Annotated in this window: 17 protein-coding genes; 6 read left to right on the forward strand and 11 right to left on the reverse strand. The window is 36.3% G+C overall.

Going from position 1 to position 15,771, the window contains the following annotated elements:
• Positions 1-35: 35 nt before the first annotated feature.
• From SJY44_RS06785 to SJY44_RS06830, 10 genes are all read right to left on the reverse strand, one after another.
• A complete protein-coding gene (locus tag SJY44_RS06785) occupies positions 36-578 on the reverse strand; it encodes a DUF7010 family protein (RefSeq protein WP_396591800.1) in 543 nt (180 codons plus the stop codon).
• A gap of 32 nt (positions 579-610) precedes the next feature.
• Entirely contained in the window at positions 611-1,624 is a 1,014-nt protein-coding gene (locus SJY44_RS06790; protein WP_396591801.1) for a metallophosphoesterase family protein, read from the reverse strand.
• A gap of 23 nt (positions 1,625-1,647) precedes the next feature.
• The gene (locus SJY44_RS06795) at positions 1,648-2,910 is read right to left on the reverse strand and encodes a nitrate/nitrite transporter (RefSeq protein WP_396591802.1); all 1,263 of its coding nucleotides are present in this window, start codon (positions 2,908-2,910) and stop codon (positions 1,648-1,650) included.
• 118 nt (positions 2,911-3,028) lie between these two features.
• Positions 3,029-3,451 carry an SRPBCC domain-containing protein gene (locus SJY44_RS06800; protein ID WP_396591803.1) on the reverse strand — a complete coding sequence of 141 codons (423 nt, stop codon included), beginning with the start codon at positions 3,449-3,451 and terminating at the stop codon, positions 3,029-3,031.
• A 12-nt stretch (positions 3,452-3,463) separates the two neighbouring features.
• Positions 3,464-4,540 carry a ribosome small subunit-dependent GTPase A gene (gene rsgA / locus SJY44_RS06805; protein ID WP_396591804.1) on the reverse strand — a complete coding sequence of 359 codons (1,077 nt, stop codon included), beginning with the start codon at positions 4,538-4,540 and terminating at the stop codon, positions 3,464-3,466.
• Positions 4,541-4,557: 17 nt separating this feature from the next.
• Positions 4,558-5,313: a hypothetical protein gene (locus SJY44_RS06810; protein ID WP_396591805.1), complete on the reverse strand. Its 756-nt coding sequence runs from the start codon at positions 5,311-5,313 to the stop codon at positions 4,558-4,560.
• Between the two features lie 205 nt (positions 5,314-5,518).
• Complete coding sequence (locus SJY44_RS06815) at positions 5,519-6,628, reverse strand: serine hydrolase domain-containing protein (protein ID WP_396591806.1); 1,110 nt, start codon at positions 6,626-6,628, stop codon at positions 5,519-5,521.
• Positions 6,629-6,776: 148 nt separating this feature from the next.
• Positions 6,777-7,319, reverse strand: coding sequence for a dihydrofolate reductase family protein (locus tag SJY44_RS06820; RefSeq protein ID WP_396591807.1), 543 nt, complete (start codon positions 7,317-7,319; stop codon positions 6,777-6,779).
• 21 nt (positions 7,320-7,340) lie between these two features.
• The gene (locus tag SJY44_RS06825) at positions 7,341-8,219 is read right to left on the reverse strand and encodes a bile acid:sodium symporter family protein (RefSeq protein WP_298928987.1); all 879 of its coding nucleotides are present in this window, start codon (positions 8,217-8,219) and stop codon (positions 7,341-7,343) included.
• Positions 8,220-8,346: 127 nt separating this feature from the next.
• Positions 8,347-8,796, reverse strand: a complete 450-nt coding sequence (locus SJY44_RS06830) for a DUF1569 domain-containing protein (protein WP_396591808.1) — start codon at positions 8,794-8,796, stop codon at positions 8,347-8,349.
• Positions 8,797-8,854: 58 nt separating this feature from the next.
• On the opposite strand from SJY44_RS06830, the gene radC reads away from it, so the two are divergent.
• The 6 genes from radC to SJY44_RS06860 all read left to right on the forward strand — a co-directional run bounded on the left by radC (position 8,855) and on the right by SJY44_RS06860 (position 14,458).
• Positions 8,855-9,553, forward strand: a complete 699-nt coding sequence (gene radC, locus SJY44_RS06835) for a DNA repair protein RadC (RefSeq protein WP_298928981.1) — start codon at positions 8,855-8,857, stop codon at positions 9,551-9,553.
• Between the two features lie 13 nt (positions 9,554-9,566).
• Positions 9,567-10,862 carry a polysaccharide deacetylase family protein gene (locus SJY44_RS06840; protein WP_396591809.1) on the forward strand — a complete coding sequence of 432 codons (1,296 nt, stop codon included), beginning with the start codon at positions 9,567-9,569 and terminating at the stop codon, positions 10,860-10,862.
• Positions 10,855-11,544, forward strand: coding sequence for a YjjG family noncanonical pyrimidine nucleotidase (locus SJY44_RS06845; protein WP_396591810.1), 690 nt, complete (start codon positions 10,855-10,857; stop codon positions 11,542-11,544). The genes SJY44_RS06840 and SJY44_RS06845 overlap by 8 nt, the downstream gene beginning before the upstream one ends.
• Before the next feature lie 58 nt (positions 11,545-11,602).
• A complete protein-coding gene (locus SJY44_RS06850; protein WP_396591811.1) occupies positions 11,603-12,154 on the forward strand; it encodes a hypothetical protein in 552 nt (183 codons plus the stop codon).
• The gene (locus SJY44_RS06855; protein ID WP_396591812.1) at positions 12,151-13,608 is read left to right on the forward strand and encodes a DUF5723 family protein; all 1,458 of its coding nucleotides are present in this window, start codon (positions 12,151-12,153) and stop codon (positions 13,606-13,608) included. Before SJY44_RS06850 ends, SJY44_RS06855 begins: the two co-directional genes overlap by 4 nt.
• A gap of 67 nt (positions 13,609-13,675) precedes the next feature.
• Complete coding sequence (locus SJY44_RS06860; RefSeq protein WP_396591813.1) at positions 13,676-14,458, forward strand: hypothetical protein; 783 nt, start codon at positions 13,676-13,678, stop codon at positions 14,456-14,458.
• Here the strand turns inward: SJY44_RS06860 and SJY44_RS06865 are convergent.
• Positions 14,455-15,732, reverse strand: coding sequence for a replication-associated recombination protein A (locus SJY44_RS06865; protein ID WP_299166930.1), 1,278 nt, complete (start codon positions 15,730-15,732; stop codon positions 14,455-14,457). The two genes, SJY44_RS06860 and SJY44_RS06865, sit on opposite strands and share 4 nt — an antisense overlap.
• Positions 15,733-15,771 lie beyond the last annotated feature (39 nt).

The raw sequence follows: 15,771 nt of genomic DNA on the forward strand, positions 1-15,771 counted from the left end.
GATTATTCTTTAGTTAGTGAAGCTTCAGCGTATTCCTATTTAGTTTTCATACCCTTTTTTTCTAAAGATATCAGTACGAATGAAAAGAGTATTTCAAGTGCTCCTCCTACCAATCCAAATAAATAGAAGGATGAGTTAAAAAAGAAGCCAAGAGCTCCTGACAATGCTAATATTGAGCCTAAAAGCCAGTAAAAACGCATTCCATAAATTGATGAAAACAAAAAATATCGCCCACCAATAATGAGCATCATCACTGGAAAAAACCAATTTGGACGAATGTACATTATAGAATAAGCAATAAATAACCCAATAAACAATAGAAGGGTGCTTTCCAATGCTAAAACGGATAATGGGTTTCCCTTTTTATGCTGGCCGCTACGTTTTAAAAGCTTGGACAACAAAATCCCTAAAGGATGTATGAACATTCCCCCGAAGAAGAATACCAAAACACCTGTTTTTTCTGTGGTTAACCATGCAGTTACTCCAGATGCGAACCACACAATCCCTGATGCAAAAACTCCCGGGCCACCTCCAAAGTAAGAGGTGCGCATATCTTCCTGTGCTTCTGTAAAATTCATTTTTAATCTAATTTGAAAGGCTAATAATGGAATTACTGTTCTGGAACTCTCCCTGTCTCATCTAAAATGCCTTCCATTTTTAAATGTGTGATGATAGGTTCTTTTGCCATTCTTACTAAAGTGACGTGATCAAAAGACAGTGAATCCGTCTTGTCTTGACCACCTCCGGTAGTACCTAATATAGTGTAATCCCTACCCTTTCTTTTACGATGGGAAAAGGAATGAAAATGACCATTAATTACGGTGTACGGGCGATTGGCTAAAAGGGTTTCAAGATTGCCCAGTCCTTTTTCATCTTCTCTCATCCAAAGTGGTTTATGCATGAGCACAAAAGTCCACTTTGCATCTGGGTATTTTTCCAGAACTGTTTTAAAGTAATCAAATTGGTCACCGCTCATTCCGCCAATTCTGCGTTCATCCATGCCGAAGTATTCGGATTCTTCATAAACGCCTTCAATTTCACCGTTTATAATCTTAATTGCTTTTGCTCTGGCATGATAAATTTCTAACATCCTTTTTTCTTCATAATCTTCAGAATCCATCATTAAGAACAACACATCATCATATAAAAAATGGTAGTAACGCGGGCCAAATCTATTCTTCCAAAAATCCCGCATTTTAGGGTTGGTCAAATCGTGATTTCCGCCCAAATAAAAGAAGGGCATATTCAATTTTGAAGTTCTTTGATCAAAAGAGTCCCATTCCTTTGCTAATTGCAAAGAATCTTCTGTTCCTCCGTCAATTAAATCCCCCACACTGAGCACAAATGTTGGGTCTAGCCTATTTAATTGAGAGACCGCGGTACTATAGACACCTTCACGTTCACCTCCATTTAAATCAGAAATTATCGCAAAAGTGAAGTCATCTTCAGTGGTTTCAAAGTTTTCGGAAGTCCAGGGTTTTGGTCCATTTGCAACATCAGAAACAAAAAGAACCTCTTTTTCCTCTATTACTTTTGATTTTTCCTTGCATGCTGAAACAAGGAGAAGTAAAATCAATAGCTTCCAAAGCCTAAACTTTAAAGCAATCTTAGCATTACATTTCATGATCTTCAGATTTTTGAGCATATTTATTTTTTCTCTTTACTGTATAAACGGAAATAGAACCAAGCAGCTACACCTCCTATCAATGAAAACACCGCGAGCATCCAAAAGACATGTTGATGTCCTTCTGCCCCTGGAGAATTATCCAACAGATACCCCATAGCTGGACCTGCAAATATATCTGGGGTATATCCTATTATGGAAATAAGTCCAACCGCTGTCCCGGTAAGTATTAAAGGAATCTCACCTCTTTCCATTACGGCGAAATAAAGTGAGCGTGCGGCATAAATCCCTGCCGCCACAATTAGAATAGAAATAAAGAACAAGGCCGTAGCCGATTCTGAAATAATACCTGTGGCAAACAACAGTGCTCCCAAAAAGGCAATTATAAAACTAACCACTAACCAATATGTAGTTCGTGAGCGATCTGCCAAAATTCCAATAACGACTCCAATCACTGGACGTATAAATAATAGAAAAGTACCCACTTGTGCTGATCGTACTTGATCATAACGCATAACATCCTGTGCGTAGAGCGAAAACACATCGGTAATTTTATAGCCTACATAAGCACAAAGGATAATGACCATCAATAATAAAACAGAAGGGAGCTTTAATACCTCTTTTATTTGCGAAACGGATATTTTCTCCAAAATAATGGCCTGTTCTGCATTACGATCCATTTTCATGAAGAACCATACCAAAAACCCAACCAACACTGCTATTCCTGCCGAAACTAAAATTACATACTTAAAGGCGTCCCTACTTTCTGAGACTGAAGCCTCTGCAATTTCCGAGGTAATGAACAAGGAGAAAATTAGTACGCCCATTGCACCGAACAGTGCGCCTACCAAACCACGCCCTCCATCTAAAAAGCCAAAGGCTTTACCTTGTGAGTTTGAGCCTCCCCAAACGCGGGTAGCCTTAATCATTGGAGCCCAGAATAAAAAAATAGTGGTAAAGCCCCAATAACCATAAAGTATTTTTAAAACGGTATAGCTAGGAAAAGTGGCATAGACCAGGCCTCCTAAGGCTGTCATCCAAAGTGCCGTGGCAATCAATTTTCTTGGAGGGAATTTATCGGCCAAAGGGCCACCAATAAGGTATGATACCAAGGCTACGATACCGTAAACAGAAAAACACAAACCCAATTGTACGTTATCCAACCCAAAGACATCGAGTACGGTGGGTCTAAATACGCGGGAAAGTACAAATGGAAGTATAAAAACGGTCTCACCAGCTAAAATAAGTAGAAGGAGGTAATACCAAGGAGCTTTCTTTTGTTGCATGCAGCTTAGGCTAAAAAACTATCTATTGTTTGCTAATGCTTAAAGATAAGGTTTCAAGATTAGTTAAAAACATTTGGGAGGTTTGCCCTGCTAATATGTTGTGAGATCTATTGATTTTTTAATTGTCAGCATATTTTTGATCCCAAGTTTTGTTTGGGTCATGATTTCTTAAATCAATTTGAAAGTCGGCTGCTGCTTTTAGATTCATTAATACAGATACCCAACCAGAATGTACTTCTAGAAATTCGTCTTCAACTACGCCTTCATTTGTTAGAGTTAAATCTGTTCCATTATTTTTAGAAGGTTCTAAGCTAAACGTGACTATCGAATTGAAGTAATCCAATTGAAATTCATTGTTGGCATTAGATTCCACGATTTGACTCTCATAAGATTCTCCATTTGGAAAATAAAATTGGATGATTCCATCTTTTTCTGGAGCTTTTTCAGCCCAGAACTTTTCCCGTCCGCTTGCTGTGGAAAGAAGGTCAAAAACTCTTTCAGGAGAAGATTTTAAATGTATTTTCCAAACAATACTTTTCATAAATAGCTACACTTAGAATTTATTCTGTTTTCGCTGTTTTTTGACCTCTCTAATCATTTTTCCAAAGTTCTTGTCCTTCTTTTTCTTTTCTGCAATACTGGATTCAAAAAAGACCCTTTCTTTTTCCATTTTCTGAAAATTTGCATACGAATCCGCATCAACCTCGCCGCTTTCTACGGCATCAAGTATGGCACAACCATCTTCGTTTGAATGTGTGCAGTTATTGAATTTACAATTTTGTGCCAATTCAATAATTTCATCAAATGTAATTTCAAGTCCAACGGAAGCATCGGTAATACCAATTTCTCTCATTCCAGGATTGTCGATTAGGATGCCACCATCTTCCAAAACGATTAATTCTCTGCGAGTGGTTACATGCTTTCCTCTATCAATGCGCTCACTTATAGACCTTGTATCCATAAGTTCTTTACCCGTTAGTTGGTTTAAGAGCGTTGATTTGCCTACGCCGGATGAACCTAATAAACAGTAAGTCTTACCTTTTTGGATAATCGCTTTTATCTCATCTAGCCCAACATGGGATTGATTGCTAATGGCAATAACTTGAACTTCTTTGATTCTTTCTTTTATTTCATCATGAAGCGTGCTTAACGTTTGTTCGTCTATTAAGTCTATCTTACTTAAAATGATGATGGGTGCTACTTTGGCAGTATTGCAAATGGTTAAATATCTTTCTAAACGGTTGATGCTAAAATCCCTATTTACAGATTGAACAATTAAACCAAAATCAATATTTGTTGCTATTATTTGGGTATCCGTAGATTTACCAACTGCCTGTCGTTCTAATATAGAATGTCTTGGGTAAACAGCATGTATTAGAGCCTTATTCTCATCGTATTCTGAAATAGCTACCCAATCTCCAACGGCCGGTAAATCGTATCTGCTTTCCGCTGTAAATCTGAGGTTGCCAATTAGTTCTGCATCCAGTTCTTCAGTTGCGGTTTTGACCACATATCTGTCCTTATGTTCCAACACAACACGACCAACATCAAAAGAATTGATGTTATGTTCTTTTCCGTATTCTTCCAACGTAGCATTGTATCCTATGTCTTCAAGTGTCATTTTATTCATTGTTGGTAACTGATTTATTATTTTTGTTTCGTAATAAGTTTTACAAAGTTGTCCAAATCTTTTAAATCTTCTTTTGTTTTAAGATATTGGTCAGTTCTTTTGTCTCCCATATCCTGTACTCGGTAATCTGGTAAATACTCATTGAAGTTTAAGAATACAAAAGTGTCCACAATCCGTTCTTTTAAAGCATGAGGAACTTTATATTTATTAATAATCGCTTCTTCAACTCCGATATGGGTTATTTCGTGAATAATGGTATTGGCCGGATTATCATAATTCTTGAACCGTCCGTTGGTTGTAGTGAAAATCAGCACTGAACCTTCATCAGGATTATAACTTCCGCCTGGTCCATAGAGGGTAAGATTTACTTGATAGGTACTGAATTTTTTGAAATTCCATTTAAAGTTTGATTGACTTATTTCATCAATCATTCTATTGATCAGTTCAAGTTCATCCTCTATTTTTTGATACCCTTTTTGGTAGTCAGCTTTGTTGTATACGCTATCTCGAACAAATGCCTTTAATCTTTCATAATCCTCATTTGCAAGCTTCCCTAATTTAGATTTAATCTTTAAATCACTAATTAATGAGCCCTCTGGAAGACTAACTTGATAATTTTGTTCTTCAAAGAATTTGATATCTTGGATTGTTCTCCAGATATATTCTGACTCTGACTCTGCTGTCGGAATATTAACTACAACACGATTTTGACTGCTTCCATAGCAAGACGTAAGAAAGATTAATAGCGTTAATATGCTGATTTTAAGCCTCATTTTTATTTCTAGTTCGTTTCCATCAAATTTTAGAGTAAGGTTTTATCAAAAACAACTTTCAGGTATGGGCTTTTCAATACAATTTCCATCTCCAAAACACACTGTTTCTGTTTCGTAGCCTTCCTCTTCTTGTGTGCAGGGAAATTACTTAATTTAAACAAAATAGCGATTCGGGTTAGCACCCAATTCACTATTGTTCTTATACTTATTTGTTTTTATTAATAAACCCGAACAATTCATACCCAAAATCATATACTTCGTTAGCATTATTGAATTGAACCATACCCCATTTTTTCTCTTTGTTAAAAAGAAACAAGCTGTTGAATCCATCATTGTTCCCTTCGTGTCCATAGACTATATGACCAGAATTCTTATACTTTGCAAACCCAAGGGTCCAAGCGATAGCACCTTCATTGGTTAAAAGGGATGGTGCTTTTAAAGATGTGATTTGATCATCAAATAAATTTGCAGAACTATCCTCTGAAAGTAGGCTTTCCTCCATTATAGCGATTAGCCATTTGGAGAATTCCCGAGATTCGGTATGCATTGCAGAAGCTGCATTAAATTCATTAGCCGTCCAATTGTTTTTTTCTTTTTTAACGCCATTAAAATGGGGAAATGCCTTGTGGTTTCTGTTATATTCATCTTGAACAAATTTGGTATGAACCATTCCCAGTGGTTCTGCAATGCGTTTTTGGAAATAATTCTCTAGACCCTGAGAATCAGTTTGTAAAATTGATTTGACGGCCGCAACCAAGAATTGATATCCTTCACCAGAATAACTGAAGTTTGTACCCGGTTCAAACGATATGGTCAATTCATTTTTTCCACGCCAATTAGGAAAGCCAGTGGTATGGGACAGCACCATTCTTGCGGTAATTTTTTGATATCGGACATCATAATCATAATTATCGCTAGCATTTTTATCTAGATAAGTGTATAACGGAGTATCCAAATCCAATTTTTCGTCTTCTACCAATAACATAACCAAAGAAGCAAATACTGGCTTTGAAGTTGAAGCTCCTTCAAATAGAGTTGTATTATTTACGGGTTCTTTGGTTTCTAAATTGGAGTATCCCATTACATTGTGAAAAACTAACTTCCCATTATTGATAATAGCATAGGAAACCCCTGGAATATTCATTTCTTCCATTTTAAGTTTCACATATCTGTTTATTGAATCGATTGGTACTTCTCGATTGTTTAAGTTCAGGATAGTTTTTGTTTCTTTTTGCGATGAAGCTTGATGAGAATTTTCTCTGCAACTGGTGATTAAAACCAATGTAGCCATCAAAAAAATGAATGGAATTTTCATAGGAAGGGTATTGTCTTTGTTTTTAAAGACAAAATCAGAAATAGATCGTTACAGTATGCAAGTAATTTGAAATGAATGTTTAGTGCAAGTGGCTTCCGTTCTAAGTGATTAAATGTACTTGGAATTACATATGGTCATTGTCGCTATTTTATTCTCTTTTTCTACAATAACGACTTTGCACCAATTGATTAATATAGACCTCAGAAGAAACTAGTTCAAAATCAAGTTTCCGGTTTAATACAGTAAAAAGAGGAATGCCATCACCAAGAACAATAGGAATGATTGTTATAGTTAAATCATCTATTAAATCTTCTTTTAAAAAACTCTGAACGGTTGCTCCTCCATCTATGTACAAACGATAATGCCCTTTTTGATGAATTTGTTCAATTACTTTTTGCATGGTGCCCTTTACCAAATACGCTTTGTCTTGATAATCTTTCGGAATTTCTTTTAGAGAATTACTAAGCACAAATACGGGTATTTTATAAGGCCATCCAAAATCGAATCCACATACGGTTTCAAAGGTATTTCTTCCCATGACCAAGGCGTCTATTTGTTCAATGAATTTATTAAATCCTAAGTCAGATTTGTTTGGGTTTGGTGTGCTTTCCAGCCAGTCAATCCCTCCATTTTTATCAGCAATGTACCCATCTAAACTTGTTGCTAGAAAGACACTATTTCTTTTGTTCATTTTGTTGCGCTTAGTGTTTTCTTATTTAGAATCTGTTTCAGGTCTTTTTCCGAGTTGCCACATTAAAACCCCACCAGTTATAAACATCCATATAGCATAAGCTCCAGTTGGAATGCCCATTTCTATATTATTTAATATTGAAGTAGCAATCACAAATGCCAACGTTCCATTTTGTATACCACTCTCTACTGTGATTGAAATGGCGCTCTTTAAGTTCAATTTAAATAATCTAGCCGTTAAATAACCCAATCCCATGGTTATTAAGTTTAATAGCAAGGTGACTAACCCTACTTCTTTCATTGCTTTGCCTATTATGTTGAAATTTGCGGCTAATACTGCTAGAAAGACTAAAATAAAAATTACGGTGGAAGCAATTCGCATTGGTTTTTCCATACGCTTTGCAAAGTCTGTTTTAAACCTGCGGATGAGCATTCCTATGGAAATAGGAATTACAGTGATTACCATTATCTGAAGGATAGTATCTAATATGGGCAATTTGATTGTGACATTTGTGGCAGTACCAAAATACTCCAGCGCATAGGACAAGATAAAGGGTATTGTTATGATACTTACAATACTGGCAATAGCGGTTAATGTAACCGATAATGCAATATTTCCTTTGCAAACCTGTGTTATCAAATTGCTGGTAGGCCCGCCAGGACAAGTGGCTAAAATCATTAACCCAACTGCCATTACGGGATTTAAATTAAAAATTATAGCTAGTAAAAAACCAATAATAGGTAAAAAGATAAGTTGATTTAAAAGGCCAATTAAAATTGCCTTAGGATATCTTACAATTCTAGTAAAATCGGCAGGAATTAAAGTCATTCCCATACCAAGCATAATAATAGCAAGAGATAATGGTAAAAACACTTTACTTATAAGTTCGGTTGCGGTCATAGTTTGATTAATTATATTCTTCGTAAACGTATAAAACCCAACAACCTCATGTATTATTAGTTGTGTTGGCTAGAATTAAATTAGGAAAAGAAAACGAACTGGAGGAAATAATTACGGATTTTGTCAATTAGACTCCAAACTGTCTTAGGTGGTGGTCCAAGTGTTTGTATTGCATTTTTCCCCACTGTTCATGAGTAAAAAGCCCAAAAGCAGGGTGGGGTTCCCATATTTTTCTATCTTTTTCCAAATGAAAATCATTAACTAGGTCAACCAAAATGATCTTTTCAGGCTCAAAATCTTTTTTATCCGACACTTTAAAGTCTTTTGCTGTTGGCAGATTGGGTTTCCAGAGTTTATCATCATACATGCCTTTTTTAAAGCTTTTAAAAATTAGCTTCACAAAAGGGTTGGGCTTTTTCATTTGGTATCTGCCCAAAGCAAGACTTAAAGGAAACTGGCAATGGTGTAACATTTGGCCAATTTCCATTTCCCCCCAGGTAGCTTTGGTGGATTTGGTCAAGGTGTTAATACGGTTTAGTATTTCGGAACAAGTTTCAGTATCAAAAAGAGATTTCATGGTGGAAATATTTAGTGATAGAAAATTACATAAAATATTAATCTCCTATATTTAGACCATGCAAGAAAAAGTGGCTTCTTTTTCCATTAAAAATTGGGCGGATGACGATAGGCCAAGGGAAAAATTGGTGCAAAAAGGGCGCTCCGTACTTTCAGATGCCGAATTGATAGCCATTTTAATAGGTTCAGGTAATAAAAAGGAAAGTGCAGTGGAGCTTTCCAAACGTATTTTGGCCTCTGTAAATCATAATTTAAACGAGCTGGGTAAACTTTCTGTAAACCAATTAATGCAGTTTAACGGTATTGGTGAGGCCAAGGCGGTTTCCATTGCAGCGGCCCTAGAGGTAGGCCGTCGAAGAAGGGGAGAAGATGCTGGAAAAATTGCCAAGATTTCAGGCAGTAAAGATGCTTTTGAATTAATGCACCCCCTGATTGGCGAATTACAGCACGAAGAGTTTTGGATTGTCTACCTTAACAACTCCAACAAGGTGATTCACAAATCCCAGTTGAGCAAGGGTGGTATTACGGGAACCTTGGTAGATGTACGTTTGGTGTTAAAACAAGCGTTGGAACTTGGGGCAGTGGGCATTATATTGGCCCATAACCACCCCTCGGGAACGGTAAAACCAAGCACTGCAGATAAAGAGGTTACAGACAAACTCAAAAAGGCTTCAGAAGCTTTAGATATTAAGATATTGGATCATTTGATTTTAACCCAGCATGATTATTTAAGTTTTGCGGACCAAGGAATACTTTAGTTGACACGTAGAGATGTTATTGATATTTACCCATAAAATTACCAACCGACTTACTTATACAGCAAAACAGCTGTTTGAAAAGATTTTGGGTATAGAAGTAACGTTTACAACCAAGGTTGAAGATTTTATTAGGCACACAGGCCCAAAAATAACCTACTCAAAACAACCCCTGCAGAACGAATTTTTTATCAGGAGCAATGATCTGTTGTTTGAGCAGGGCATCAACGATTTGGATATTAAAATAGCAAGTTGGGACGGCATCCCATGTTTTTTTGCTTGTGGTGAAAAAAGCGCTATACCATATGATATATTTTCGGCAAGTTTTTACCTTTTAAGCAGGTATGAGGAATATCTGCCCCATGTAAAAGACAATGTGGGAAGGTTTCCAGCAAAAGAGAGCATTGCCTACCAAAACAAATTTTTGGAACTTCCCGTTGTTGATTTATGGGCGTATAAGATGTTGCAGGCCCTAAAAGAACGTTTTCCGGATATAAAAAACCCAAAAAGAAAATACAGCTTCACGTCTATAATAAACGTAACTACATCTCATAGTTATGCATTAAGAGGGTTTATAAGAAGTTTAGGGGGCTTCTTTTTAGATATTGGTGGTTTTAAATTTAGGAGTATGGCCAAACGTACCTTGGTGCTTTTGGGTATAAAAAAGGACCCCTATGATAATTTTCAGGAGCTGATAGCAATTCATAAAAAGTTTCCGATCAAAACCATGTTTTTCTTTCAGTTTGCCAAGTATTCAGCACATGACAAAAACATTTCACCAAACAATAACAAATTCGGGTACCTTATAAAATCGGTTGCAGATTACAGTGCTGTTTCCTTGAGTACATCCTTTTTGTCCTCTACAAATAAGATGGTCTTAAAAGAAGAAAAACGGCTCTTGGGCAACCTTGTTAATAGGCCAATTAAATATTCCAGATTAAGATATAATAGGGTCAATGTGCCAAGTACTTACCGCAACCTTATTGAAACAGAGTTCACAGATGATTTTTCTATGGGATATACCCATGAAATCGGTTTTAGGGCTGGTACCTGTACGCCGTTTTATTTTTATGATATTAATATGGAAGTAAGGCAACCCCTAAAAGTCCATCCCTTTGCCATACATGATTATGCCCTTGCAAATTGTAAAAAGAAGGAAGAAGCTTTTGAGGTTATGGATAGGGTGTATAGGCAAGTAAAGCAAGTAAATGGAGATCTAGTAATAATTTTCTCCAATGAGTTGCTGGGAAGTAGCCATAAGTTAAATTGGTTAGAACTGTATCAATCCTTCTTAAGGCGTTACTATGTTTAAAGAAGTGGTTACAGATGTTTTCTTTGATTTGGACCATACCTTGTGGGACTTTGAAAAAAATTCCGCGTTGACATTTCAAAAAATTCTTGAAGAAAATCAATTGAATGTGGATTTGGAGGATTTTCTAACAGCATACATCCCCATAAATCTTGAGTATTGGAAATTATACCGAGAAGATAGAATAAGCAAATCTCAACTTAGATACCAACGTTTAAAAAGAACTTTTGACAACATAGGCAAAACAATTTCAGACGAAACCATAAATGTTCTGGCGTATGAGTATATAGAACATCTGTCCTCTTACTCTCATTTATTTCCAAATACCGTTGAAGTATTGCAATACTTGTCGCCAAGATATAAACTTCATATTATCACGAATGGGTTTCAAGAGATTCAAGAAAAAAAATTAAAAGGATCAAATATCCATCAATACTTTGATCAAATAATTGATTCAGAAATCGCGGGAGTGAAAAAACCGCACCCATACATTTTTGAATTGGCATTGACAAAAGCAAACGTTGCACCTCAAAACTCTTTGATGATTGGAGATAGTATCGAGGCAGATATCATGGGAGCAAAATCGGCAGGTTTCCATACACTTCACTTTAATGCACACAAAGAACCTGAACATGGTTTATGCAAAATCATCAACAATCTCATTGAAATAAAAAGCATTTTATAGAGTTATATTAGGGTATAACAGGGCCACGTTGTTTTATTACAAAATGCTTTTAGAACCTATGAAAAAATTGCTTTCCCCCTGCCTGTTGTTGGTTATGGCTGCCATGCTGATTCTGTCATGCTCTGAAGAACAGGATTTTGACCAGTTTGATGATTTGAGCGTTACCCCAACAGTTGCTTCTAGTATTTTTTATCTGGAATCGGATGAAGAATTCATCAATTCTGTAAGCGCAGTAAACACTTTTTATGCACAAACTTTCAATTTTGATGCTTTCAATGAACAATTTGTGGCAGAACGATTGCTGGAAGGAACCATTAGTTATGAACTTGAAAATACTACAAGTAAAAGATTAAACATTACTATTGAATTTTTGGATGAAGGGGGGAATATATTGGACGTAGAGTCCTTAAGCATTGACCCTGCACCCGCTCAAACGGAAACTTTAGAAGTGGCCTATGGTCCTGGAGGAAAAAGTTTAGATATACTTACCAATACTTCAAGTTTTAGAGTAACGGGAAATAACCTAGGAGATGCCACAAGTATTTCATCCGAGCCAGAACCCAAGATTATAGTGCGATCTGCCGCTGAATTTTTATTCCGATTAAAATGAGGCTAGGCAAATTATTCTTTTTAACCACTTTTTTTGGGGTATCTTCTATGTGGTCCCAAAACAAGCAATTGCTTTATGATTTTTATGAGATTCCACAATCTTTAATGGTCAATCCCGGGGTGAAGACTTCAGAAAAATGGCACACCGGAATACCTGTTTTATCTGGATTATACTTTCAAGCTGCAACAAGTGGAGTGACCGTAAATGACCTATTTGCAAATGACGGTGTTGACTTTACTACTAAAGTTAGGGAGCGGTTGATAGAGGACATGAACAAAAGAGATGATTTTAGTACCACCAGTCAGATAGAGCTGTTCAATGTAGGTTTTAGAGGAAAGAATAGACCAGATGATTACTATTCCTTTGGAGTGTATGGTGAAACGGATATCATTGCGTATTGGCCCAAAGATTTGGCAATTTTAGCGTTTGAGGGAAATGGAGGAGATAACATAGGAAGAAGTTTTGATTTGAGTGATTTAAACGTGAGGGGAGAAATGGTCAATGTGTTTCATTTTGGTGTTAATAGAAAAATGAGTAATGATCTTACCATTGGAGCTAGAGCTAAAATCTATTCTAGTATTTTTCAATTCCAATCTATAAAAAACTCAGGATCTTTTACAACTACCCAAGGGCAGAACAATATCTACGCCAATACTATTAATGCTGATATGAAATTACAAACATCTGGGGTGCAAGAAATTATAGATATTTTGGATGAAGACACTTCATCAACCCAAAGGGATTTAACCAGTCTTTTTACTAGAAGGGTTTTGCTTGGTGGAAATCTTGGACTGGGTTTTGATGCTGGTTTTACATATCACCTAAACCCGCAAACAACTATTACAGGAAGTGTATTGGATGTTGGCTTTATTTATAATTCCAAGGATATTAAAAATTATACATTGAGAGGCAGCGCTACCAATGAGGGGATAGATGTTATCCTACCAGAGGATATAAACGATTTAAACAATGATTTGTGGCAGGAACTTATAGATGAAATTGAAGAATCCGTTCCGTTTGATGATAATGATACAAGTAGCTACATTTCTTTTAGACCGGTTAAGGTTTATGGGTCAATCCGTTATGATTTTGGTCTGGCTGAAACTTCCAATAAAGATTGCGGTTGTGCAATTAATACAGAAAGCGGTCAAAATGGTAATCTATACAGAAATAGTGTTGGGGGACAGTTATTTATGATGAAGAGACCTAGAGGTGTTCAAGCCGCGTTAACGGGGTTTTACCAAAAAAGATTGGGCAGAACCCTTTCTCTTAAAACTACTTATACTGTTGATAAATATTCATTGTCCAATATTGGACTAGGCCTTAATCTTCAGGCTGGACCAGTTAATTTCTATATTTTGGGCGATAATCTTTTAGGGTATAGAAATGTTGCTGATAGCCATTATGCCTCTTTACAGTTTGGATTTAATATTATATCTTGGAACGATAATTGATTATCTATTCCATATGAAATCTAGACTACTATTTTTTTTGATATTTACAATAGGATTGAGTTGTTCAATGAATGGTCAACTAAATGATTATAAATACATTATAGTGCCCAAAAAATTTGATTCTTATAATATTCAAAACAAGCACCAGACAAGTACCACAATAAAACATCTCTTTAACCAGAGAGGATATCAGGCGGTTTATGATGATGAATTACCTGAGGATTTGAGAAAAAACAGGTGTTTGGGCCTTTTGGTAAACCTTGAGGATACTTCATCGCTTTTCAGCACCAAAACTACTTTGGTTCTTAGAGATTGTCAGTCTATTGAAATTTTTAGGACCGTTGAAGGTAAAAGCAAGATCAAGGAATTTAGGCCTGCCTATACAGATGCACTGAAGAAATCATTTGTGTCGTTTGATACGTTGCAGTACAAATACATGCCAAAAGAAGAAGAGAAAGAAATTGCAGGACCTATTACGGTTAGTTTTAAAAACGATGTAAAAACATTGGAAGAAAAGCCTAAGGAGCCAATGGTAGTTCAGGAAGCGACTACAGAAACCCAGAGTTTTAAAAGCATGGAGCCAGTACCTTCTTCCATGAAAAAAGCAGATGTGGTTGCAGAACCCATAAATTCCGATTTGTTATATGCTCAACCTATAGAAAATGGATATCAACTTGTTGACAGTACTCCAAAAGTTAGGTTGAAATTGGTGGAAACTTCTGTGGAAAATGTTTTTTTAGTGAGCCACGGAGATAAAAATGGAGTGGTTTTCAAAAAAGATGATAAATGGTTTTTTGAATATGCCGAAAACGGCGAAAAGGTACTTAAAGAACTAAATGTCAAATTTTAAAATTGATATTTATCCTTCCATCTGTTTTTTAAAAATTCTTTCATAGCATTTTCTCTGGGATTGCCCCCTGGTCTATAGAATGTAGTTCCGGATATTTCTTCAGGGAGAAATTCAAAATCAACAAAGCTGTTTTCATGGTCATGGGCATAATTGTACCCTTTACCATAACCTATATCTTTCATTAATTTTGTTGGTGCATTTCTAATTGCTAAAGGAACTGATAGATCTCCCGTTTCCTTTACTTTTTGTTGTGCTTCTTTAATGGCCACATAACTGGCGTTACTTTTTGCTGAACTGGCTAGGTAAGTAGCGCATTGGCTAAGTATAATCCTTGCCTCAGGGTACCCAATAGTATTTACTGCCTGAAAAGCTGAGTTTGCCAGTACTAATGCTGTCGGATTTGCATTTCCAATATCTTCGGATGCTAAAATAACCAGTCTGCGTGCAATAAACTTTACATCTTCGCCACCTTCTATCATTCGTGCCAACCAGTATACTGCCGCATTGGGATCACTTCCTCTTATAGATTTAATAAAGGCGGAAATGATATCATAGTGCTGTTCTCCAGTTTTATCATAAAGCACAGTGTTTTTTTGCACCTTTTTCATAACCAAATCATTGGTTATAGTAACATTATCACTCGTTTCAGAATTTATGATAAGCTCAAAAATATTTAAAAGCTTTCTTCCATCACCACCGGACAATCGCAACAGAGCTTCAGTCTCTTTTAGCTTTATTTTTTTTGAACTTAAGGAGTTGTCAGTGTCCATGGCCCTTTTTAAAAGCGCTTCCAGATCTTCTTTTCCAAATGGATTTAGTATGTAGACCTGACATCTGGATAAAAGTGCCGGAATTACTTCAAAACTTGGATTTTCCGTGGTAGCCCCAATAAGGGTAACCCATCCTTTTTCAACAGCACCTAAAAGAGAATCTTGTTGTGATTTACTAAATCGATGTATTTCATCAATAAATAGGATAGGGTTTTTAGAAGTGAAAAGGCCTCCGCTTTGTTTTGCCTTCTCAATAACCTCTCTTATATCCTTTACACCGCTGCTAATTGCACTAAGCGTATAGAAAGGTCTTTGGCTCTCATGGGCAATAATATTGGCCAATGTAGTCTTGCCAGTACCTGGAGGGCCCCATAAAATCAATGAAGGAATAATTCCTTTTTTAATCTGATGCGTCAATGAGCCTTGTTCCCCAACCAAATGATTTTGGCTAATGTAATCATCCAGGGTTTTAGGTCGTATACGCTCGGCAAGAGGTTCATTCATAAAGATAAAAATAAGACAATTTTATATGAAGAATGTATC

The organism is Allomuricauda sp. R78024 (assembly GCF_044596045.1).
In the GTDB taxonomy this organism is placed as follows: domain Bacteria; phylum Bacteroidota; class Bacteroidia; order Flavobacteriales; family Flavobacteriaceae; genus Flagellimonas.

Bases quoted from the DNA above. Each gene is read 5' to 3' on its own strand.
- SJY44_RS06790 (WP_396591801.1), bottom strand. From the start codon at position 1,624: ATGAAATGTAATGCTAAGATTGCTTTAAAGTTTAGGCTTTGGAAGCTA.
- SJY44_RS06815 (WP_396591806.1), bottom strand. From the start codon at position 6,628: ATGAAAATTCCATTCATTTTTTTGATGGCTACATTGGTTTTAATCACC.
- SJY44_RS06800 (WP_396591803.1), bottom strand. From the start codon at position 3,451: ATGAAAAGTATTGTTTGGAAAATACATTTAAAATCTTCTCCTGAAAGA.
- SJY44_RS06795 (WP_396591802.1), bottom strand. From the start codon at position 2,910: ATGCAACAAAAGAAAGCTCCTTGGTATTACCTCCTTCTACTTATTTTA.
- SJY44_RS06825 (WP_298928987.1), bottom strand. From the start codon at position 8,219: ATGACCGCAACCGAACTTATAAGTAAAGTGTTTTTACCATTATCTCTT.
- SJY44_RS06830 (WP_396591808.1), bottom strand. From the start codon at position 8,796: ATGAAATCTCTTTTTGATACTGAAACTTGTTCCGAAATACTAAACCGT.
- SJY44_RS06845 (WP_396591810.1), top strand. From the start codon at position 10,855: ATGTTTAAAGAAGTGGTTACAGATGTTTTCTTTGATTTGGACCATACC.
- SJY44_RS06865 (WP_299166930.1), bottom strand. From the start codon at position 15,732: ATGAATGAACCTCTTGCCGAGCGTATACGACCTAAAACCCTGGATGAT.
- SJY44_RS06810 (WP_396591805.1), bottom strand. From the start codon at position 5,313: ATGAGGCTTAAAATCAGCATATTAACGCTATTAATCTTTCTTACGTCT.
- radC (WP_298928981.1), top strand. From the start codon at position 8,855: ATGCAAGAAAAAGTGGCTTCTTTTTCCATTAAAAATTGGGCGGATGAC.
- SJY44_RS06840 (WP_396591809.1), top strand. From the start codon at position 9,567: ATGTTATTGATATTTACCCATAAAATTACCAACCGACTTACTTATACA.
- SJY44_RS06850 (WP_396591811.1), top strand. From the start codon at position 11,603: ATGAAAAAATTGCTTTCCCCCTGCCTGTTGTTGGTTATGGCTGCCATG.
- SJY44_RS06820 (WP_396591807.1), bottom strand. From the start codon at position 7,319: ATGAACAAAAGAAATAGTGTCTTTCTAGCAACAAGTTTAGATGGGTAC.
- SJY44_RS06785 (WP_396591800.1), bottom strand. From the start codon at position 578: ATGAATTTTACAGAAGCACAGGAAGATATGCGCACCTCTTACTTTGGA.
- SJY44_RS06855 (WP_396591812.1), top strand. From the start codon at position 12,151: ATGAGGCTAGGCAAATTATTCTTTTTAACCACTTTTTTTGGGGTATCT.
- SJY44_RS06860 (WP_396591813.1), top strand. From the start codon at position 13,676: ATGAATGGTCAACTAAATGATTATAAATACATTATAGTGCCCAAAAAA.
- rsgA (WP_396591804.1), bottom strand. From the start codon at position 4,540: ATGAATAAAATGACACTTGAAGACATAGGATACAATGCTACGTTGGAA.